We start from the raw sequence: 21948 nt of genomic DNA, 5'->3' as shown, positions 1-21948 counted from the left end.
CAGCATTTAAATAATATATTTTATAAGTTTTTCTATATGAGAAAATACAACTGGGTATTCCACATTGGGTCTAGACAACATTATAGATATAGCTCCAATCTCTTTTGCACTATCTATTTTTTCTCTTTCCCCACCAGTATTTCCACCTTTTTTACTTACAATATATTTTATATTAAGTTGCCTCATCATTGCAACATTTAATTCTTTAGAAAATGGTCCCTGCATAGCTATAATATTTTTAGGCAAAACCCCTAAATCTTCAGCTTTTTTTATCATCTCCCATTTAGGAAGTATTCTAAAATATATATTTGATTTATTTTTTATATTTTGAAATTTATGAAGATTATTACTTCCTAATGTTACTAAAATATTTCCTTCTAACTCCTCTAAATATTTTATCATAATATCTAACTCAGAAAATTCTATAACGCCATCTTCAGAAACTAAATTTTCTCTTTCAAATCTTATGTAATCAATCTCTTTTACTTTTGAAGATTCAATGGCATTTCTAGAAACTTCTTCTGCATATGGATGAGATAAATCAATAATTTTCTCAATATTATTTTCTTCTATAAATTTGTTCATTCCTTCTAAATCTAATCTTTTACAAAATACCTTTATATCTTCTATATTTTCAAGTAATTTTCCACCATACTCTGTTGCTGTTGTTACAACTAGATTTTCTTTAAAAGGAAAGGACTCTATAAAATCTCTAGAGTCCTTTGTTCCACCTATAACCCAAATCATATATGATATCCTCTTGGAGTTATCATTCTATCATTAGAAACATACGTCTTTGAGTTTCCTATTATAACAACTGTAAACATATCTATTTCATGGTTTAAGAAGTCCTGTAAGTTTGTTAAAGTATAATTCTGATCTTCTCTTCCAACATGTCTTAATAGCGCAACTGGAGTCTCTGGTGCTTTATGCTTTAACATTAACTCTCTTGCTTCAACTATTTGAGTTGTTCTTCCTTTACTTTTTGGATTATAAAGAGATATAATAAAGTCTCCCTCTGCAGCTTTATCAATTCTTTTTGTTATTACATCCCAATCAGTTAATAAATCACTTAAACTTATTGTAGCATGGTCATGCATTAGCGGTGCTCCTACAACTGCGGCTCCAGCTACTGATGATGTTACTCCAGGAACAACCTCAACTTCATATCCCTCTTTCTGAGCGATTTCTATCATGATTCCAGCCATTCCATAAATTCCTGCATCTCCACTACTGATTAGCGCTACATCTTTTCCAGACTTAGCAATCTCTAATACTTGCTCACATCTAGCAACCTCTTTTTTCATTCCTGATACATAAAACTCTTTTTCCGCGAACTCATCTTTTACTAAATCTGTATAAGTTATATATCCTGCAATTACATCTACATTTTTTAAAACTCTATACGCTCTTACTGTTATATCATCCATATTTCCAGGACCAATTCCTACAACATATATTTTACCTTTTTTCATAAATAAATCTCTCCTCATAAATGGAAATTGTCATTCCATCTTTTTTTGCTTTTATCTCTATAAATTTCCCATCTTTACTTGATGTTAAATATGCACATGGCTCTGAAACAGCTTTTACGCCTATCTCTTTTTTTACAAATTCAGATCCATGAAACATATCTTCTACTGTCAATATCTCTTCTCTACTAACAATTTTCAACTCTTTTCCAAGCTCTCTAGCAGTTTCAACAATTCCTTTTTCATCTGCTTTTAAATCTACTGTTGCAAAATGCTTTATGCTTTTAAGTGAAAGATTATGTTTTTCTAATGTTTCTATTAAAAATTCATAAACTTTTTCTTTTTCAATTCCTCTTCTTGAACCTATTCCTATAACTAAATTTTCAGGATATAAATGTACAACTTCTAAATTTTCTTTATTAGAAATAACCACAACACCTTCTGGATTTTCATTGCATATATTTTTAGGAAGACTTAATTCAACATTTTTTCCATCTACTATCAATGATGTAACCTTTTTAGCTGCTTCTAATGATTTTAAATTACACTTTAATTTCTGAGACAAAGTATCCACTGCAATTTTTCCCGTCACATCTGAACTAGTTGTTATGATTGGAACTAATCCAAATATTTCATGAAGATTTTGAGTCAAATCATTTGCTCCTCCTAGATGTCCAGAGAGAAGAGAAATTACAAAATTCATTCCTTCGTCTATTACAACTACTGCTGGATCAACATCTTTAGATTTTATTAAAGATGCAATTTTACGAATCACAATTCCTGTTGCCATTATAAAAATATGTCCATCGTATTTATTGAAAGCTTCGTTTAATTCTTCAGTAAAGTTTTCCATTTGAATGCTATTATCTATTTTAAATTTTGAAAGAGTAAATACATCTATCCCTTCAATTTTATTTTTAATCTCCACTCCATTTAGACCTGCTCCTCTTGTTACAGTCCAAACTGCTAATTTCATTACTTCTCAATTCCTTTTCTAAATTCATGTGTAAAATGCTTATCATATAATAAAGATTTTTCATATTTATCCCCTAAAAAATCTCCAACTAAAATTTGAGCTGTTTTAGTTATATTTGCTTCTTTTACTTTTTCTTCAATTGTTTCTAATGTTCCTAAAACAATCTTTTGATCCTCCCAACTAGCTCTTTGAACAATTGCTATTGGAGTTGTCATCGGATAATGTGTAGCTAATCTTTTTACAACATCACCAATCATATGTACCGATAAGAAAATTGCCATTGAAGCTCTATGAGAAGCTAAAGATTCTAAGCTTTCTTTTTCTGGAACAGGCGTTCTTCCTTCTAATCTTGTACAAATTACAGTTTGAGAAATACTTGGTAATGTGAACTCTTTTTTTACTGCTGCAGCAGATGCTAAAAATGAACTTACTCCCGGAACTACTTCATACTCTATTCCATGCTCATCTAACATATCCATCTGTTCTCTATGTGCTCCAAATATTGCTGGATCTCCTGTATGAACTCTAGCAACTTTTTTTCCTGCTTTTATCGCTTTAACAGTTACATCTATAACTTCTTCTAAAGTCATTGAAGCTGAATTATGAATCTCTGCTCCCTCTTTATGACACTCTATAACTTGTCTTGGAACTAAAGAACCTGCATAAATTATTACATCTGCTTCTTTTACTAATCTTTGCCCTTTTACTGTAATTAACTCTGGATCCCCTGGTCCTGCCCCTATGAAATAAACTTTTTCCATTGATTGATACCACCTTTTTTTAGTATTAATGTTGTAAAGTAAGGAATATCTTCCTCTTCCATTTTTGTTAAATCAAAATTTATCTCCTGTGTTTCTTTTCCACAGTTTGAAACCATTATTATATTTTCTAGATTTCCTGTAGCTTCTAAGCCAGCTCTAAGTTTATCAAAATTTCTAGATACTTTCATAAATACGATATTATCTGCTGAGTTAATTTCACCAACAATATCAGTTTCTCCATTTAATGATACAACTTTCAAAGATTCTTCTCCCATAACTAAAGGTAGGTTAAATCTCGAAGACATATCTGAAAACGATGATATTCCAGGAATTGTCTCTACAGGTATCACACCATCCAAGTACTCAAGAATATAAACATATGTACTATATGTCATTGGATCTCCAATTGTTAAAAATCCAACTTTTTTTCCTGCTTTTAGATGCTCAACTATCATATCCGCATTTCTTTTTCTAAATTCTTTTCTAGCTTCTACACTTTTTAACATTGGAAACTCAACAAACAAAGTTTCTGCTCCCTCTTTTAAATACTCTCTAGCTATTTCGTATGCTGTACTTCCCTCAGCTTTTTTAGCCTCTGGTAAAACTACTACATCTAGCTCTTTAAAAGCTCTTATAGCCTTTAGCGTTAACATTTCAGGATCTCCTACTCCCACTCCTATTCCATAAAACTTTGCTGTTGACATTACTTTGTTTCCTCCTTATCTGCTGTTATTATATATATTGGATTTTCTCCATACATCATTGTGTACGGACCTATACTCTTTCCTCTAGATACAACAACATTTACAACTTCTATATTTTTAAAATTTAACTCTTTTAAAAGCTTTGTAGCATCTGCTAAAGTTTCTAAAGTTATCGCATTTATGACTACTCTAGAATTATCTTTTGAATATTTAATAAAATGTTCAAGTATATTTCTCATTGAACCTGTTGATCCACCTATAAACATTCTATCATATTGAATAGTTGGTATTGCTTCAGGAGCTCTTCCCACAATTACTTCTATATTATCTAATTTAAATCTATTTATATTTTCTTTTAAGGTCTCTATTCCCTTTTCTTCCTTTTCAATAGCAAAAACATTACCATTTCTTAAATATGTCGCTGCTTCTATTCCTATACTTCCAGTTCCAGCACCAACATCTACTAAAATAGAATCATCTTGCAATTGTAATTTCGCTATAGAAATTGCTCTAATCTCTTGTTTTGTCATAGGTAGTTCTTTTTGAACGAACTCTTTATCATAAATATGTCCCATTATTTTCAAACCTTTCTTATAATTGTTACATTCATTTCATATTTTTTATTATACTTTTTATAATCACATACTAAAAACCTTGTAATAACTTCATTTTTATAAGAAAGTCTCTCTCCAATAATTATTTCAGCATTTAAAATATTATTTTTAACAAGTGTTTTACTTATTTCAATTGGATTATTTTTTTCATCAGTTAGAAGTACTACTCCGCTTTTACTATTTTTAAATATTTCTACATAATCATTTTCTCTTCCATGAACACTACAAAGTTGATAATGTTCCCAAGTCATCTCTATCCTAGAAAATAGATATTGAAAAGAAGATATCCCTGGAATGACATTAAATTTTTGTTCAGGAAAACTCTTTTTTAAATATGTAAGCAAACTATAATAACCTGTATCTCCTGAAACAATAAATACTATATTTTTATCTAAATTTCTTAAAACAAACTCTTTCATTTCATCTAATTTTTTCATAATATAGATATATTGATTATTTAAAAGAGAGTCAATCTCTTCTAACTGTCTCTCTCCACCTATAACAATTTCAGAATTTTTTATTTTATCTATTCCTGCCTTTGTCATATAATCTAGATTTCCTGGTCCAAGTCCCACCACCGATATCTCTTTACTCACTTTTTAACTCCTCTATCATCTCATAAAATCCATCACTATATCCTAATATATCTCCACTATAATTAAAAAGAATTGATTGAAATTCTATGTTATCTCTTGAAAATTCAGCTGATCTTTTAGCTACTTTATTAGCAATTAAATTAAATAAACTTTCTTTTTTTAATATATATTCTGTAGCTTCTTCAGCTGTATTTGCTTCTAAAACCTTCAAAATATTTTCCCTAGGTTCATCTATTAAAATAGCATTTGCTGCAATTATTTCCAAACGAGCATCAGCAACTCTACTATGAGTGTTAAAAATTCCACCTGCTACTTTAATAGCTTTTCCTATGTGTCCAATTAGTACTATTTTTTTAAATCCTAATTTTACTGCACTATCAATCATAAATCCAATATAATTACTTGTTACAACCATCTGCTCAACATCTATATTATTATCTATACAAAATTGTTTCCCATGATTTCCAAAAGCAAATACTACCCATTCTCTAGTACTATTCTCTTTTAAAACTTTTAATTCAGCAAACATAGATTTAGTAAGTGCATCCTCACTCATAGGTTTAACTATTCCAGTAGACCCCAAAATAGATATCCCTCCTAGTATTCCCAACTTCCCATTAAAAGTTTTCAAAGCTTTCTCTCTTCCCTTTGGAACATATATAGTTACTATCACTTTTAATCCATACTCTTCCAGAAGTGGATTTAAAGTTTTTACTATCATCTCTTGTGGTCCTGGGTTTATAGCTGATTTTCCAGGTGTTACTTTAAGTCCTTTTTTTGTTACTAATCCTACACCTCTTCCACCTACTATCAGCATATTATCAAATTTATGAGCTTTCTCTATCTTTGGTAACTCTTCAACAATTTTTACTTTAGCACAAATCTCTATTCCATTTGTAACATCAGGATCATCTCCTGCATCTTTTAAAACAACACCTCTAGCCCAATTGATTCCTCTTTTTTTTGAATGTATTGGTATATCTAAAGTTACTCCATTTAATGTGGTTATCTCAACTTTTTCTCCCAAATCTTTTCCTATCAAAAGATTTAATGCAACAAATGACGCTACACACGCACATGTTCCAGTTGTATATCCCGATCTTAATTCTTTATCCATTAAAATCCTTCTCTCTTATGTAACTGATATAAAATTCCATGAAGTATTGAAACAGCTACAGGACTTCCTCCTTTTCTGCCTTTTACAATAATATATGGTATTCCACTTCCAGGTAGAATCTCTTTTGATTCAGCCGCTCCTACAAATCCTACAGGAACTCCAACTATTAAAGCTGGTTTTTGAACTTCACCAGAATCAATAAGTTCTTTCAATCTAAATAGTGCTGTTGGTGCGTTTCCAATTAAATATATATCTGTATTAGGATCTTTCGCTGCGTGTTCTATCCCTACTATTGATCTAGTTACCCCTCTTTCTTTAGCTTCAGCTGCTACATCTTTATCTGAAACTAAAGAATAAGCTGAGTATCCATATTTATCTAAAGTAATTTTACTCAAACCATTAGCTATCATGTTAGTATCACAATATATTTTACCACCTTTTTTTAAGGCTTCTAAACATGACTCAACTGCTCCTTCTGAAATCTCTAATAAGTCTGCATATTCAAAATCAGCTGTTGTATGTATAACTCTTTTTACTATTGGCAAATGAGTTGAAGAAAACTCTTTTGCCTTTTCCCCCATCTCTTCCTCTATTATTTCAAAACTTCTTATTTCAATATCTTGTGGTCTTTTTATATATGACATTTCTTTGCTCCTTCTAACATCTGCTTTAATATATCTAAGTTTTTAAAAAAATGTAAATGTGGATATCCTGCTATAAGATTTTTGTTTTTATAACCACATAACCACTCTCTACCATCACTTTTTCTAAGTTTAAACACTCTTTCATCACTACCTATTTCATCTATAGTCGAATAATGAAATTCATGAGCTCTTCCATTTAACTCTCCAAAAGCTACATCTACGTACCCAAATCTACTGATAAAAAGTCTTCCAGTCATCTTTACACTACAGTCAATTAATTGTGCCATAGAATAACTTTTTTGCTCCAAGGTTTTTATTCCTTGGCTAAGGTACATAAATCCTCCACATTCTCCATAAATATGTCCTCCAGACTCATGAAATTCTTTTAAAGAGTTTAAAAAATCCTCATTATTTGATAAATCTTCTAAATAATTTTCTGGATATCCTCCACCAAAATATAGTAAATCAACCTCAGGTATTTTTTTATCTTTTATAGGTGAAAACTCTACAAGTTCTATTCCCATTCTTTGTAAAAGCTCTAAATTATCCTCGTAGTAAAATGAAAATGCTTTATCTTTAGCTACTCCTACTTTTAATCCTACATATAGATTCTCTATATTTTTAAAAATATCTATATTTTTTTCTGATTTTTCTAGATTAGCTATCTCTTCTATCTTTTTTAAATCGATAGTTTTTTTTATCTCTTCCTTTAAAATCGCTTTTTTTTCTTTTAAATCCTCAACTTCATCTGCTTGAAGTAATCCTAAATGCCTACTACTGATTCCTAAGTTTTCATCTTTTTTTAAATATCCTAAACACGGTATTCCTGTATAGTTTTCTATAGCATCTTTTAACATTTCATAGAGTTTTTCACTATTTACTTTATTTATTATAACTCCAGCTATATTAACTCTTGAATCTAAATTTTTATATCCTAAAACTTCTGCTGCGATACTTGTACTTTTTCCTGCCGCATCTACTACTAATATAACTGGTAAGTTTAAAACTCTAGATAAATGAGCTGTACTATAATTATCTAAAGAATTTCCTAATCCATCATAAAGACCCATAACACCTTCAACAATAGATATTTCTTTACTATGCTTTTCAAAACTATACTTTACTCCCTCTTCTCCCATTAAAAACAGATCTAAATTATAACTTTTATTTCCCGTTATAAATTTATGAAAACTAGGATCTATATAATCAGGTCCTACTTTAAATGGAGCCACATCTTCAAAAGTAGCCATTAGCCCCATAGATACTGTAGTTTTTCCTATTCCACTTCTTGTTCCTGCTAAAACAAAGCCTTTCATTATTTCAGCACTCTCCTTAAAGCCTCTAAAACTTGCTCATTTTTCTTTCTATCTTTTATTGCTAATCTTATATAACTTTCATCTAAAAACATAAAGTTTGAAGCATCTCTTACTAAAACGCCATTCTCTATCATTTTTTTTCTGAAACTTTTAGCATTATCGTTTAATAACTTTACTAATATAAAGTTAGTTTCTGTTGGAGTTACTTCTATATTATCTATTTTACATAACTCTTCATAAAACCATAACTTTTCTTTTTTTATCCAATTTTCTGTTTCATGTATATACAAAGTATCTAAAAGCATAGTTTTACCTGCTATTTCAGCTACTCCATTAACACTCCAAGGTTCTCTAATATTTTTTATTTCATCTAATATTGATTCGTCATAAGTTAATCCATATCCTAACCTAACCCCTGGAAGTGCAAAAAACTTAGTTAAAGCTCTTAAAATGAATATATTTTTATGTTTTAACAAAAACGCAGTTTTATCTTTCCAATCATCAACAAACTCTATAAAAGCTTCATCTATAAATAATTTTTTATTTTTTCTTTCTAAAAAATCAGCTATTTTTTTTATTTTTTCAAGATTTTGAAACTTTCCTGTTGGGTTATTTGGATTACACATAACGACAACATCTTCATCTGTTATAAATTCTAATAACATATTTTCATTTAAAGAAAAATCTTTGCTCAACGGAAAAAATTTAACATCTCTTCCTGCAGCCCTAGCAGCTCTTTCATACTCTGCAAAGGTTGGTGCAATTATTAAGACCTTTTTAGCTTTTACTGCCTTCATATATAGAAATAGAACCTCTGTAGCACCATTTCCTACAACTACATTGTCTATATGACAATTATTGTAATCTCCAATAGCTGTCCTTAACTCTACATAGTCTATATCTGGATATTTTTCTAAAGTTTCAAAATTTTCTATAACTGCTTTTTTAAAACTATTTGGAACTCCTAAGGGATTTATATTAGAACTATAATCTAAAACTTCTATCCCGTTATCTCTTTTTAGTTTATATATATTTCCACCATGCAAATCCATATTACTTCACTTCCCATTGTCTTATACTAGTTTAATAAATGTTGTAAACAAAACTATCCCTACAAAAGATGTCATAAACATTATCTTATAACATTTCTTTATATCTTCACATTGAAACTCTTTTAATTTATCTCCTATTGTAGGTTTTTCAAAATATTTTCCAAAATATTTTGTTTTACCACCAAATTGAACACCTATAGCTCCTGCAAAAACTGCCTCTGGATGACCTGAATTTGGACTTGAGTGATTTTTTCTATCTCTAAAAAATATTTTTAATGGCTTTTTTATTCCCATTCCTAATAAAAATGTTGCAATTGGAATTATTATTAGGCCAGATAATCTTGCTGGAATAAAATTAAAGAAATCATCTACTTTTGCTGAAACCATACCAAAATCTATATATTTATCATTTTTATATCCAACCATTGAATCAAGAGTATTTACTGCTTTATATCCCATTGCTAAAGGCAATGCCATTGAAACTCCATCAATTACTATAAAACTTCCTAAAAATGCATAAAACATAGGCGCTATAATTCCATCAACACTATTTTCAGCTATAGTCTCCATTGTACTTCTTACAACTTGTATTTCGTCCATCTCACCCGTATCTCTACTAACCAAATAAGAAAGCTCTTTTTGTGCCTTTTGTAAATCTCCACTTTTTAAAATTTTATAAACTTTAATCCCTTCAGCACCTAAACTTTTCGTTGCCAAAGTTGTGTATAGAAAGAAAATTTCTAAAAATTCAGATGTCCTAGCTATGTAATATGACAATACTACTGTTGAAAGTATTACTGTAAAAGCTAATACTCCTCCCCATACTTTTTTATTTTTTAATGAATAGATTTTATTTTCAATAAAAGTTATATATTTTCCTATAAATCTAACTGGATGTGGAAACCAATATGGATCCCCTAAAATTAAATCTAACAAATAAGCTATCCATATTTTTAAAATGATGCTCATTAGTTCTCCTCCAAAATCTTATAAATAGCTTTCATGTCCACATTTTCTCTGAATATTTTTTCTAACTTATCCAACTCTTGAAGTCTATATTCATCAAATGTCATTGTGCTATTTTTCTTTTCCAGTCCTTTCTTCTCTCTTATATTATTTAAAATAAAATCAGTAAACTCTCTATTATCAAAAATTCCATGTAAGTATGTTCCGAAAATATTGTCCTTTACTGTGGCTACTAATCTATTATCTAAAGTTATAGATTTTTCTTTCCCCTCTGTTACTCCTTGGTGAATCTCATAACCTTTAACTTGAATATCTCCTAATCCTTTTAATAACCCAGTTTCTCCTTTTAATAATCCTGTATACTGTGTTGTTACCTTCTCTTTTTCCATTGTAGTTTCTATGTCTAAAAGTCCTAGTCCTGGAAGTTCTTTTATATCTCCCTCTATTCCATAAGGATCTAACACTTTTTCCCCTAAAATTTGAAATCCTCCACATATGCCAATAATAGGAGTTCCTTTTCTAGACATTTTTATAATCTCTTGTGCGATTCCTTTCTCTTTTATATCTTTTAAATCATCTATTGTATTTTTAGATCCAGGTATAATTATCAGGTCTTCATTTCCTAATTCATGAAATGATGTTACATAATTAACATTTACATCCTTATTTGCTAGTAAAGCATCAATGTCTGTAAAATTTGATATATGCTTTAATTTTATAACCGAAACTGTTATATCTGCAGTTTTTGATTTAATCTTATTAAATTTTTCTGTTACCCCATCCTCATCCTCTATGTCTAGTTCAAAGTATGGCATAACTCCTAAAATTGGAACTCCTGTCAGTTCCTCTATTTTTTCTAATCCTGGTTTTAATATATCAACATTTCCTCTAAACTTATTTATAATTACACCTTTTACTCTAGCTCTCTCTTCTGGTTCCATAAGAGATATTGTTCCATAAATTGATGCAAAAACTCCACCTCTATCAATATCTGCAACTAAAATAACAGGAGCATCAACCATTTCAGCTAATCCCATGTTTACTATATCGTCTTGCTTTATATTTAATTCTACAGGGCTTCCTGCTCCCTCTATAACACATATTTGATTTTCATCTTTAATCGTATTATAAGCTTGAATTATATCTTTTTTTAACTTTGATTTATAATCTCCGTATTCAAGTCCTCCCATATTTCCGATAGATTTTCCATTGACAATCACTTGAATCCTTCTATCCCCTGTGGGTTTTAATAAAATAGGATTCATTGTATAGTGAGCTTCTATCTCACATGCCATCGCCTGAAGAGCTTGTGCTCGCCCCATCTCATGTCCATCTTTTGTTATATAAGAGTTCAGTGCCATATTTTGAGATTTAAAAGGTGAAACTGTGTATCCATCTTTAAAAAATGCTCTACATAAGCCTGTAACTGTTATACTCTTCCCTGCTCCTGAAGACGTCCCAACAACCATTATGTTCTTATGTTTCATAATATCATTTCTCCTAAATTTGTGAAGTTTAGCGGAAATATAAAAAATGCGAAAATGAATAGAATATTGCTAATTAGAATTGAAATTGACAGTTCTAAATACAAATCTGTTCACCGCAGATTTTATATTTTCTTTTATATTCATGGCAGATATCCTGACTCAGATTCATCCTACTCTTAGGCCTTCCCATAAAAACTACAGTGGCTAGTCTAATTTCGTCCTCCTTACAGTGGCGGGACCGTGTGAGATTTTCACTCAACTTTCCTTTTAATCAAATTATTGAACCATAAATAATATACATATTTATCATAATTATACATAATGATTATGCACAAGTCAACCTTTTTTAAAAGTTTATGTTTAAAAATTAAACTACAAATGTTTGCTATTTTATAGAAATTAATTTTAAAAATAATTTTAATAAAACTACAATAATAAAAAAGAAAATTAAATTTTATTCGTAGATTAAATGTGACATATTAAATTTTTATAAGGGAGTGATTAAATATGAACGATGTTAAAACAAATAAACAACCTCTTATTGTAGAGGACAAAATTATTAATGTTCCTCCTATGTTTGCAGAGATTTTTGCATTAAATCCTAAAAATCTTAAAAAATGGTTAGTTGGAGCAAAAAATTCAAATAAATCTTATGAAGATCTTAAAGTAAAAGATATTTTAAATACAAAAGTTAATGCTGCTGTTAATGATGAGGCATTTCTTTTAGATGTAACGTTTGGAAATACAACTCATAAATTATATTTAAAAAAACCTCAAGCAAATAAAGGATTGGATTTTATATTAACAGAAGGTGATAAATTTAAAATTGAAACAAATTTACACCTTACTGAGATAAATGATAAAAAATGTAACATACATCTTGAAACAACTTTATTAGAAAGTAAACATAGTTTTCATCCTATAACATCTTTTGAATTAAAATACTTTTTCAGAAAAAGTTTATCAAACTTCATAGAAGAGTGTGAAAAAAGTTATAGTACTTTTGAAAGCGAAGAAAAAACTATTGAAGCTGAAGTTTTAAATTTCTACCAAAGCAATATATCTGCTTTTAACTCTTTAATTGAACCACTAAAAAATGATTTAGGAGAAGATTCTTATTTAGATATTCAAAAAAAATTAAAAACTTTAGGTATGGATACATCTGATAAAGTTAGTAAAATATTCACAAATTTAGTTGGTGTTATTCCCACAGAAGATTTATCATTAATCAATGATAAAGTTATTCAATTTATTAAAGAACATATATTTATTTTAAAAGGTATTACTAAAAAAAATAATGCTGAAAATTTAAAAGATATCAATACAGTTACTAAGTTACAACTAGATAACATTAACTTTATTGTACCTCAAATATTAAAAGATATAGATTCTAATAAAATTGTTGAAATTGAAAATCAATTAAATGATCTTTTGACAACTATTGTCAAAGAAATTGAAGATATTCTTGAGGAAATTAAAAATAAAATTCCTCCTCAACACTTTAAAGATTTTGAAGTTGGATTTATAAATATTCTTAAAACTGATTTAGATTCTGCTCAATCTTTAGTTGATAAAATTATTTCTGGAAATGCAAAATTTACAGATGCAGAAACTAAAATTTTAAATGGATTAAAAGAATCTATTAATAAAGTAGAAACTACTGTTAATAATAGAGATAACCAAGCTTATATCTCTGTTTTAAATATGATTGAAAAATCTTTAGAACAACTTGAACAAGATATGAAAACTATCAGTTCAAATATAACCGCTGATAAAATAGAATCTACAAAAACTCTAATAAAATCTACAACTGATACTTCATATAAATCTTTAACAAGCTTCTTATCTAATATGACTCCTGAAAATTTAGCAAATAACAAAGAAGTTGTGAATCAAAAAATAGAAGAAATTTTAGATAGATATGTTAAAGCAATCAAAATAATCTCTCCTTCAATACCTGATGAAAAACTTTCTAATATGAGAGAAAAAGTTAAAAATATACTAACTAAGGAATACGAATCTTTTTGTATATCAAATAACAATTAAATAAAACAAAAAAATGTAGCTGTTGAGCTACATTTTTTATTTCTGAAAAAGATCTCTATACTCCTTAGGACAAATTCGTTCATATTTTTTAAAAACTTTTGTAAAATAACTACTATCTTCAATTCCTATTTCATTTGATATTTCTGATAAAGACTTACTTGTAATTTCTAAAAAATGTTTAGCTTTTTCAATCTTTTTTATAAGAATATACTCCTTGAAAGTTTTTCCTGTTTCTCTTTTAAAAACTCTGCTAAATTGAGAAATACTCAAATTACATAATGCGGCTACATCTTCTAAATGAATATTTTCTCTAATATTTTCATTTATGTAAGTCACTGCTGAAGAAATTTGAGAATGACTATACTCTACTCTTTCTTCTTTTATATTATTTTCAATAATATGATTATACCATTTCTTACTTTTAATACAATCACTTATATAAACCGACGTATAATGTAAAATACTTGCAATACTTTGGAGTTCATTATATTTCACCTTTTTTAAAAACCCATAATTTTCAACAATCTTCTTTATATTAAATTCTTTCCCTACATTTTCAACCAAAATATCCTCTAATTCAAATGTTTCTTCATCTTCTAAAAGAATTTGGCCTACTAAAAATGCACCTATTAATTCACTTTGATAAATAATAGGTATTATCATATCTACTAATCCAGCGTGACATCTATAAATATACGGTTTTAATGATAAAAATGCTTTACTTAAAGCTTTTACATCGCATTTTTCACAAAACGAACTAAGTTCTTTATTTTTCCTAAAAATTTTACAAAACTCTGAGTAGTTACTTTTTTCTGTTAAATAATTGCCCTCATCATCTACAATTACTACAGCCATTTTAGTCATATCTACTATCTCTTCCTGAATTTTTAATAGTTCTTTTTTATATTTATGAAGCATACCTCACACCTTTCGTTTTTTTATACTTTTTTTAAAGGCAATCCCTTTAATACTCTAGCTGCATTTTGACCAAAAACCCTTAAACGTTTTTTAGAACTTCCAATATTTTCTTTCAAAATATACTCTTTTGTATATTTTTTTTGATTTAAAAATATTTCACCATCTGAATTAATACCTATTCCTATTTCAAACCTTCCATTTACATAAAACTCTTTATCTATTTTTTCTTCTTCTAAAAACTTTAAAATATAAGGAACTCCCTCTTCTTCTATTCCAAAAAATATCTCTTCTATATCAACTATCTTTATAATATTTGAACATACTATATCTATTCCAGTTTTTAACACTCTCTATCACCTAAAACCAAACCTGTCGCTACAGCATTTCTAGGCCCTTCTATTCCTCTTATATTTCCGCAACCAGCAACTACACCGTATTTAGAAAGAGCTTCCGTTATCATCTCTGGTATTTCAAAGTCAAGAGCTGATCCACCTACAATTATTACAAACTCAAAATCTCTAATATTTTTAGTTAAAGATATTTTTTTTAAGGCTCTCTCTGAATTTGTTACAAAAACTCTTCTTTTACTCTCTCTCCTAATATCTCTAATTCTTTCTAAAGTATTTTGAATATCTATTGGAATAAGCTCACCATTTTTTACTAATACATTTTTTGCATATATGCTCGGTGATAAAGGCTCATTAAAAAACTGCACACTTCCATCTTCGTACCTTATATGAAAAAAAGATTCTACTTTTGCTAGTGGATATTTTTTAATATCTTCAGCTAAATTAAAATTTTCAACTCCAAGTTCTTTCTGAATTAATAAAGTTACCATATTTCCTGCACCAGCTAAATGAGTATGAGCTTTTCTTCCAAATTTATCTATACTACAAGCATCTGTTGATCCAGCTCCAATATCAATTATAGCCAATGGCTTTCCTGTTCCTGGAGTAGTTAAAGCTCCTTTTATAGCCATATCTGCTTCTACTCCACCAACTTCTACTTCTATGCCTAATTCACTTTTTATTAATCTTGCTAAATTTTCCATTTGATTTTTTTCAGTTCCTACCATTACTGCCAATCCCACAGCATTTTCAAGCATAAATTCACCAGCTAAACCACCTTTTATTCTCTGAGGAACAAAGGTGTCAACTGCTAGTAAATCTTTTATTTTTATATCCTCTATATTTTCTCCTGTAAATTTACTCATTGTATTTTTTACATTTCTTAGCATTCCACCAACATTTGTTCCATCTTCTCCAAAAATATCTTGAACATTTAGAAAAGATATCTTTTCCATAATTTTTTCAGCACCTTCTTGTATGCCTACCTCTTCAGTTGTTTTACAACCTTTTATGTAGATATTTCCAGCTGGAATAATTTTTTCTTTCACATCTCCTTGAGGAGTTTTTATTACAACACCTGATCTATTTCCTATAAGAGCTTTTGATAAAGGAACCACTTTTTTTGTTTCTTCTGAGGTTAAATTAAAAATTGTCGCTATTCCATATGGATTTGAAATTTTTTCAATAACTCTTCCCTTTTCAGCTACTTCAATACAGCATTTAACACCTAAAGGTATTTTTTCAATTAGTTGAACTTCATCAACTATTGGAATTTTTATTAGCAATCTATTATTTACAAGAACACCATCATCTCTTTGTAAAATAGCTCCCTTTATTTTTACTCCTCTATTTATTTCAGAATTTAAAATTTTTGCTATTTCTAAAAAATTTTTATCTTTATTTGCTATAACAATATACTCTTCATCTAATAGACTACACTTTAGTTCTTTTAAATTATCTATATTAATCGTTAAACCTATTCCTATTCCACAACCTCCAGGAGTATCCGGATTATGCCCAATCATAGTAGATTCAGTTATTATTGTTTCTGTTATCGTTTCCATGGAAACATCTCCAATTACTGGAGTTGCCTCATTTATTCTAATCAGATCTAAGTCTTCTAATTTAAAATCTAATTTTTCTAACAATGAGAAAATTGCTTTTTTTATGCCCTCTATATTTTCTTCTGTTCCTTTTAAGCCTGTAGTCTTATAAAGAGAACTACCTAAAAATTTAATTTCAGAGTCTGTTACTCTAGCTAAAGCTACCTCCGTAGTCGCATTTCCTATGTCAATACCTGCAATAATTTTCATAATTAAATTGCTCCTAATCTTTTCTTAACTTTCCTCTTTTTTCATAAATATCTGCAGCCTCTCTAACAAAATTTGCATTTACAACTGCTCCATATTTATTCTCAAGCTCATCAGCTATAGCTAAAAGTTCCTCTTTAGATGATCTATTTGGTCTTAAAGCATTATAAATTTCTAATATTCTTTCATCTGAGATTTTTACTAATTCACTAGCTCTTTGAAAATTTCTTTTTATAGTAGGCTGCCCTGCTGTTTCAGCTACTTCTCCTTGAAGATTAAGTGTTTCTGAAGAGATTCTAATATCTTGAGCTTTAATATTTTCATCTAAAACGTTTTCTAAAGTGATATCATCTAACGTTTTTCCAGTTGGAGTTTTTAACCACTCTTTTCTCTTCTCTCCTAAAGGATAATCTAATTCGATATTAATTTTTTTGTTCATCTTTCATCTCCTTATTCAAAAGTATATTCTAACTCTTCAGGTTTTTCATTTTCTTTTACATGCTTTGTTTCTTTTATATGTAATAAAGCTGCTTTTGCTTGATATTTTGGTCTCACCATTTGATCACTTATAACAGGTACTGGATTAGGCGATTCTCCTTTAGCATATTTAGCTGCATTTTTACCAATTAATCTATAAATTTCTGGGGTCAAAAGAGGTGCCTGTGGAAATAATTCCAGATTATTTAACGGAAGTAAATCCTTTTGATGTATAACTGTTGTTCCCTTTGATTGTATTCCTATCCCTATTCCAGATCCACTTAATTTAGCTGCATCATTTGCAATAAAGCAAACATCTGATGTTCTATTTACACGTACTACTCTAGCAATTAAACCTTCCTCTTCTATTCCTGCTATTAATTCCATTAAGACCATATCATGAGGAACATCTGTTATTGTTTTATGTTGATATTTTTTAAAAGCTGGAGCTAGTCCTATAACTACCTCTTCTATTCTATCACCTTTTTTCGCAATTCCAACCTCTTTTATTTTTATTTCCATTTTTTCCTCCTATTCAATACTCTCTGGCTTTATTGCTGTTGGAATATTAGAAATTTCATTCCATCTTTCTTCACTAATTCTATAACCACTTCCTGGTCCCATATAATCATTTTTATCATTTATTGCACTTACAATTTTAAAATCTTTATTTAAAATTGCTGAAGTTTGAAGATAATCTCCAGAAACCCTTTGTTTTAACATATTTAATACATTTTCAGCAACATCTTTAAATCCACTTTTGCTTAAGGCCTTTACTAAATCTAAACCTGTTATTCCTCTTTTTAAAAGTTCTTCAGCTCCTTTCAAATCTTGAACAACATCTCTAACTGGCATATCTTTACTACCATGAGCATATGTAGCCGCATATACTTCTTCGTCTGTTATTTCTGGGAGATCTAACTCTTTAAACAATCCTTGAATTGCTTTTGCTGCTTTATTTCTTATTTTTATTACCTCATCTTCAGAAACTGGTCTCAATCCACCATCAACTTTTAAATCTCTTTGTAAAATATTGTAATCATCAAAATCTTCTGCGTCAAAATTGGATCCTGCAAACATATTATCATAATTTGGTACCGCACTATATCCAGAGAATATAAAATCTGTTCCTGGTAACATCTGCATTAAAGTTCTTGCTGTTCTTCTTATATCAGAATGAGAGAAAGTTTGATCATTAGCTGAAGCACATTCTAAATCTAAAAGCATTGCTATTAAATTTTCTCCTAAAACCGCTCTTATACCTCCTGGTAAAGCCCCTGGCATTCCTATACAACTTACTGCACCATTTTGTAATCCTTGAACACCTGCTCCTCTTGTTATGTAAATACATCTTGTCTCTAAATACAACATTGATTTACCTTCTGAATATCCCATTAAGGCTTCTGATCCTGTACCTGAAGTAAATCTCATTTTTAACCCTCTTGAAGCATATGCCGATGCTAAAAATGCTTTAGACCAAGGCGTATCGTCTCCGTCGGTAAATACTTGCTCTGTCCCATAAACTGAAACTGTTTCTGCATAACTTGTAAATCCTCTCATTCCAAGTTCTAACTCTGTTGCTTCTTCCACTGAACATTGAGTTAGTACTCCACCTCTTCCCACTTGAGAACCCACAAAAATTGCAATAGCATTAAATGGTGCATATCTTACAATTCCCACTGTTGTTTCCTGCTCATCAAAACCTCTTATTGCAGCCTCTGCTGCGTCTGCTGCAATTTGAACTGGATTATCTCTTAAATTAGTCACATGACATTGATTGGAAGGAGTTTTTCTAGCTCTCATTTTTTGAACAGCCATCATCATTTCTACAACATTTAAATGACTAATAACTTCTACCATCTTCGCTGGTGTGATTCCTGTTGTTATTTTCAAAATTTCTTCTTTTTTTACATTTATATCAACTAATTTTTTCGCTATTTCAAGTGTTGATAAATTCATAGCTTCTTCAGCATATCTTAAATCAATTGCATAATCAGCTATAAAAAGATCAATCATATCAAACTCTTCTCTTTTTTTACCATCTAATTCAATTATTTTTCCATCTTTAATTACAAGACTTGGTTTAGGATCTAAAGGACTATCCATAGCTATTAATCCCTCTTCTTTCCATTCACCTATAAATCCATCTTTATTTACTGCACGTTCACTTAAAACTTCAAAACGTTTTGATCTCATCGTTCCTCCTATAAATTATAAAGAATTTAATGCTGCTTTTGCTATCTCCATATCCTCTTCTACAGTTCCACCACTTACTCCAACTGCTCCTACAATTTCATCATTTATTATAATTGGGAATCCTCCACCAAAAGTTATTATTCTAGAGTTATTTGTCAAATTTAAACCATATAAACTTTGTCCTGGTAAAACTACTTCACTAAGCTCATTTGTCCCACTCTTTAATGCCCATGCTGTAAAAGCTTTATTAATCGCTATATCAACACTTGTTACAAAAGCTTCATCCATTCTTTCTAAATACAATAAATTACCACCATTATCTACTACTGAAAACACAACTGGGACTTTTATTTCCAATGCTTTTTTCAAAGCTGCTTTACCCATTTTCTTTGAAGCTTCTAAAGTAATTTGATTAAAACTCTTAACAACCATAACTTTTCCTCCCTATACTTTTTATTTTTTTGTTCGTATATCGAATATTAACAACTTTTTCTATATACTTCAAGGTAATAATCAATCTTAGATTTGTACTTTCTTGTCATTTTTTATATTTTTGATTTTTTTTTACCATTTTTAGGTATTTTTTTACCTTGTTTACATCTTGTTTTTTTGTTACTCTTAAACTGAAACAAGAACTACTTTATTTTGGGAGGAGATTATTAATGAGATTTTATGATTATTTAATGCCTAGTGTTAACTTTTTTGGCCCTGGATGCCTTAGTGTAGTTGGGGATAGAGCTCAAATACTTAATGGAAAAAAAGCTTTAATCGTTACTGATAAATTTTTACACTCTTTAAAAGATGGAGCTGTAGAAAAAACTATAAAGTATTTAAACGAAGCTGGTATAGATAGTGTTGTATTTGATAATGTTGAGCCTAATCCTAAAGATACAAATGTATACGAAGGTGCAGATATGTATAAAAAAGAAGGGTGCGACATGATAATAACTGTAGGTGGAGGTTCTCCTCACGACTGCGGTAAGGGTATTGGAATAGCTGTTACACATCCTGGTGATATTTGCGACTACGCTGGAATTGAGACTCTTATAAATCCACTTCCTCCTATTATAGCCATCAATACAACTGCTGGAACTGCTTCTGAGGTTACTAGACACGCTGTTATTACTAATACTAAAACTAAAGTTAAATTTGTTATTGTAAGCTGGAGAAATCTACCTCAAGTTTCTATCAATGACCCATTACTTATGGTTGGAAAACCTGCTGGTTTAACTGCTGCAACAGGTATGGATGCTCTTACTCATGCTATTGAAGCTTATGTTTCTAAAGATGCTAATCCTGTTACAGATGCTGCTGCTATTCAAGCAATAAAATTAATTTCACAAAATTTAAGACAAGCTGTTGCTAATGGAGAGAACTTGAAAGCTAGAGAAAATATGGCTTATGGATCACTTTTAGCGGGTATGGCTTTTAATAATGGAAACTTAGGATATGTTCATGCTATGGCTCATCAATTAGGTGGACTTTATGATATGCCACATGGTGTTGCTAACGCTATGTTACTTCCTCATGTTTGTCGTTACAATATGATTGCTAATCCTGAAAAGTTTGCTGATATAGCTGAATTTATGGGAGAGAAAACAGATGGACTTTCTGTTATTGAAGCTGCTGAAAAATCAATTGAAGCTATTTTTAGACTTTCAGGAGATGTTGGAATTCCTAAAAGTTTAAAAGAAGCTGGAGTTAAAGAGGAAGATATTGAACTTATGTCAAGCAACGCATTAAAAGATGGAAATGCATTTAGTAACCCAAGAAAAGGTAATGAGAAAGATATTGCAAATATTTTTAAAAGTGCTATGTAATAAATAAAAGACCTCCAATTGGAGGTCTTTTTTAATATGATGAATTATAAGGTTGACTATAATAAGGTTTATTGTATTGTTGATTTGTATTATACTGAGGCTGATTATATTGTGGTTGGTTATATTGCGGTTGATTATTATAATATGGTTGCTGATTTGTATCTTTTATAGCCTGAGTTTGATCTTGCACTGAACCAACTAATGCACCTGCTGCTGCACCTATACCTGCTCCTAAAAGAGTTGCTCCAGTATCTCCACCTATCGCTTGTCCTAAAAGAGCTCCTGCTCCTGCTCCAACTGTTGTCGAACCAATTGTATTTGATCCAACATTAGAGCATCCTGATAAAAGTACTACAGATAAAACTGATAATATTAGATATTTTTTCATATTAACTCCTTTCTTATATAACTTTTCATAATTTTAAAACGTTTCTACATCTATTACCATTGGAAAAAAAGGTATTTTTAACACTTTAAAAATTTTATAATTTTTATTTTGTGGAACACTCTCATCTATATAAACATTAACTCCACTAAAAATTATTTTTCTATTTTTACCAAGATTTTTATTTTGCATCTCTGTTAAAAGTTCAACCTGAACATTAAAAATAACAGGACATCACTTACT

24 protein-coding genes and 1 riboswitch are annotated in these 21948 nt (G+C 29.7%); of the genes, 2 read left to right on the top strand and 22 right to left on the bottom strand.

The features are described from left to right. Positions 1 to 6: 6 nt before the first annotated feature. Genes cobK through H5J23_RS13565 form a run of 13 tightly spaced genes read right to left on the bottom strand, consistent with a single transcriptional unit; the run spans position 7 to position 11705 of the window. Positions 7 to 747 carry a precorrin-6A reductase gene (gene cobK / locus H5J23_RS13625; protein WP_185892800.1) on the bottom strand — a complete coding sequence of 247 codons (741 nt, stop codon included), beginning with the start codon at positions 745 to 747 and terminating at the stop codon, positions 7 to 9. Continuing rightward, positions 744 to 1475: a precorrin-3B C(17)-methyltransferase gene (cobJ, locus tag H5J23_RS13620; protein WP_040407462.1), complete on the bottom strand. Its 732-nt coding sequence runs from the start codon at positions 1473 to 1475 to the stop codon at positions 744 to 746. Before cobJ ends, cobK begins: the two co-directional genes overlap by 4 nt. Then, positions 1462 to 2448: a cobalt-precorrin 5A hydrolase gene (cbiG, locus tag H5J23_RS13615; protein ID WP_185892798.1), complete on the bottom strand. Its 987-nt coding sequence runs from the start codon at positions 2446 to 2448 to the stop codon at positions 1462 to 1464. The genes cobJ and cbiG overlap by 14 nt, the downstream gene beginning before the upstream one ends. Continuing rightward, entirely contained in the window at positions 2448 to 3209 is a 762-nt protein-coding gene (cobM, locus tag H5J23_RS13610) for a precorrin-4 C(11)-methyltransferase (RefSeq protein WP_185892796.1), read from the bottom strand. The genes cbiG and cobM overlap by 1 nt, the downstream gene beginning before the upstream one ends. Continuing rightward, a complete protein-coding gene (gene cobI, locus H5J23_RS13605) occupies positions 3188 to 3913 on the bottom strand; it encodes a precorrin-2 C(20)-methyltransferase (RefSeq protein ID WP_023049706.1) in 726 nt (241 codons plus the stop codon). The genes cobM and cobI overlap by 22 nt, the downstream gene beginning before the upstream one ends. Then, the gene (cbiT, locus tag H5J23_RS13600; protein ID WP_023049707.1) at positions 3913 to 4488 is read right to left on the bottom strand and encodes a precorrin-6Y C5,15-methyltransferase (decarboxylating) subunit CbiT; all 576 of its coding nucleotides are present in this window, start codon (positions 4486 to 4488) and stop codon (positions 3913 to 3915) included. The genes cobI and cbiT overlap by 1 nt, the downstream gene beginning before the upstream one ends. Positions 4489 to 4493: 5 nt before the next feature. Beyond that, on the bottom strand, positions 4494 to 5123 hold the full coding sequence (gene cbiE / locus H5J23_RS13595) for a precorrin-6y C5,15-methyltransferase (decarboxylating) subunit CbiE (protein ID WP_023049708.1): 630 nt from the start codon (positions 5121 to 5123) through the stop codon (positions 4494 to 4496). Further along, positions 5116 to 6240, bottom strand: a complete 1125-nt coding sequence (cbiD, locus tag H5J23_RS13590) for a cobalt-precorrin-5B (C(1))-methyltransferase CbiD (protein WP_185892794.1) — start codon at positions 6238 to 6240, stop codon at positions 5116 to 5118. Before cbiD ends, cbiE begins: the two co-directional genes overlap by 8 nt. Next, entirely contained in the window at positions 6240 to 6884 is a 645-nt protein-coding gene (locus H5J23_RS13585; protein WP_023049710.1) for a precorrin-8X methylmutase, read from the bottom strand. The genes cbiD and H5J23_RS13585 overlap by 1 nt, the downstream gene beginning before the upstream one ends. After that, positions 6872 to 8200: a cobyrinate a,c-diamide synthase gene (locus H5J23_RS13580; protein ID WP_185892792.1), complete on the bottom strand. Its 1329-nt coding sequence runs from the start codon at positions 8198 to 8200 to the stop codon at positions 6872 to 6874. Before H5J23_RS13580 ends, H5J23_RS13585 begins: the two co-directional genes overlap by 13 nt. After that, entirely contained in the window at positions 8200 to 9252 is a 1053-nt protein-coding gene (gene cobD, locus H5J23_RS13575; protein ID WP_185892790.1) for a threonine-phosphate decarboxylase CobD, read from the bottom strand. The genes H5J23_RS13580 and cobD overlap by 1 nt, the downstream gene beginning before the upstream one ends. A 21-nt stretch (positions 9253 to 9273) precedes the next feature. Next, positions 9274 to 10221 carry an adenosylcobinamide-phosphate synthase CbiB gene (cbiB, locus tag H5J23_RS13570; protein ID WP_185892788.1) on the bottom strand — a complete coding sequence of 316 codons (948 nt, stop codon included), beginning with the start codon at positions 10219 to 10221 and terminating at the stop codon, positions 9274 to 9276. Further along, positions 10221 to 11705, bottom strand: coding sequence for a cobyric acid synthase (locus H5J23_RS13565; protein ID WP_023049714.1), 1485 nt, complete (start codon positions 11703 to 11705; stop codon positions 10221 to 10223). The genes cbiB and H5J23_RS13565 overlap by 1 nt, the downstream gene beginning before the upstream one ends. A gap of 126 nt (positions 11706 to 11831) precedes the next feature. Then, positions 11832 to 12009, bottom strand: a riboswitch (cobalamin riboswitch). 203 nt (positions 12010 to 12212) lie between these two features. On the opposite strand from H5J23_RS13565, the gene H5J23_RS13560 reads away from it, so the two are divergent. Further along, complete coding sequence (locus H5J23_RS13560) at positions 12213 to 13751, top strand: hypothetical protein (RefSeq protein ID WP_185892786.1); 1539 nt, start codon at positions 12213 to 12215, stop codon at positions 13749 to 13751. Positions 13752 to 13787: 36 nt separating this feature from the next. Here the strand turns inward: H5J23_RS13560 and H5J23_RS13555 are convergent, their stop codons facing one another. Genes H5J23_RS13555 through H5J23_RS13525 form a run of 7 tightly spaced genes read right to left on the bottom strand, consistent with a single transcriptional unit; the run spans position 13788 to position 19932 of the window. Further along, positions 13788 to 14669, bottom strand: a complete 882-nt coding sequence (locus H5J23_RS13555; protein ID WP_023049716.1) for a PocR ligand-binding domain-containing protein — start codon at positions 14667 to 14669, stop codon at positions 13788 to 13790. Positions 14670 to 14689: 20 nt separating this feature from the next. Beyond that, positions 14690 to 15016 carry a glycerol dehydratase reactivase beta/small subunit family protein gene (locus H5J23_RS13550; RefSeq protein ID WP_023049717.1) on the bottom strand — a complete coding sequence of 109 codons (327 nt, stop codon included), beginning with the start codon at positions 15014 to 15016 and terminating at the stop codon, positions 14690 to 14692. After that, positions 15010 to 16830 carry a diol dehydratase reactivase subunit alpha gene (locus H5J23_RS13545; RefSeq protein WP_185892784.1) on the bottom strand — a complete coding sequence of 607 codons (1821 nt, stop codon included), beginning with the start codon at positions 16828 to 16830 and terminating at the stop codon, positions 15010 to 15012. The genes H5J23_RS13550 and H5J23_RS13545 overlap by 7 nt, the downstream gene beginning before the upstream one ends. A 13-nt stretch (positions 16831 to 16843) precedes the next feature. Further along, positions 16844 to 17266 carry a diol dehydratase small subunit gene (locus tag H5J23_RS13540; RefSeq protein ID WP_023049719.1) on the bottom strand — a complete coding sequence of 141 codons (423 nt, stop codon included), beginning with the start codon at positions 17264 to 17266 and terminating at the stop codon, positions 16844 to 16846. An 11-nt stretch (positions 17267 to 17277) separates the two neighbouring features. Continuing rightward, complete coding sequence (locus H5J23_RS13535) at positions 17278 to 17826, bottom strand: propanediol/glycerol family dehydratase medium subunit (protein ID WP_023049720.1); 549 nt, start codon at positions 17824 to 17826, stop codon at positions 17278 to 17280. 9 nt (positions 17827 to 17835) lie between these two features. Beyond that, positions 17836 to 19500, bottom strand: a complete 1665-nt coding sequence (locus H5J23_RS13530; protein ID WP_023049721.1) for a propanediol/glycerol family dehydratase large subunit — start codon at positions 19498 to 19500, stop codon at positions 17836 to 17838. 15 nt (positions 19501 to 19515) lie between these two features. Then, a complete protein-coding gene (locus H5J23_RS13525; RefSeq protein WP_023049722.1) occupies positions 19516 to 19932 on the bottom strand; it encodes a heme-binding protein in 417 nt (138 codons plus the stop codon). 230 nt (positions 19933 to 20162) lie between these two features. Between H5J23_RS13525 and H5J23_RS13520 the strand changes: the two genes are divergently transcribed. After that, a complete protein-coding gene (locus tag H5J23_RS13520; RefSeq protein WP_185892782.1) occupies positions 20163 to 21320 on the top strand; it encodes an iron-containing alcohol dehydrogenase in 1158 nt (385 codons plus the stop codon). A 31-nt stretch (positions 21321 to 21351) separates the two neighbouring features. On the opposite strand, the gene H5J23_RS13515 is transcribed toward H5J23_RS13520, so the two are convergent. Both H5J23_RS13515 and H5J23_RS13510 read right to left on the bottom strand, forming a co-directional pair. After that, positions 21352 to 21708: a YMGG-like glycine zipper-containing protein gene (locus tag H5J23_RS13515; protein WP_023049724.1), complete on the bottom strand. Its 357-nt coding sequence runs from the start codon at positions 21706 to 21708 to the stop codon at positions 21352 to 21354. 33 nt (positions 21709 to 21741) lie between these two features. Beyond that, positions 21742 to 21897 carry a hypothetical protein gene (locus tag H5J23_RS13510; RefSeq protein ID WP_185892780.1) on the bottom strand — a complete coding sequence of 52 codons (156 nt, stop codon included), beginning with the start codon at positions 21895 to 21897 and terminating at the stop codon, positions 21742 to 21744. Positions 21898 to 21948 lie beyond the last annotated feature (51 nt).

It is taken from the genome of Cetobacterium sp. 2G large, from assembly GCF_014250655.1.
Lineage (GTDB): Bacteria > Fusobacteriota > Fusobacteriia > Fusobacteriales > Fusobacteriaceae > Cetobacterium_A > Cetobacterium_A somerae.
This window is presented reverse-complemented; position numbering and strand designations above follow the sequence as displayed.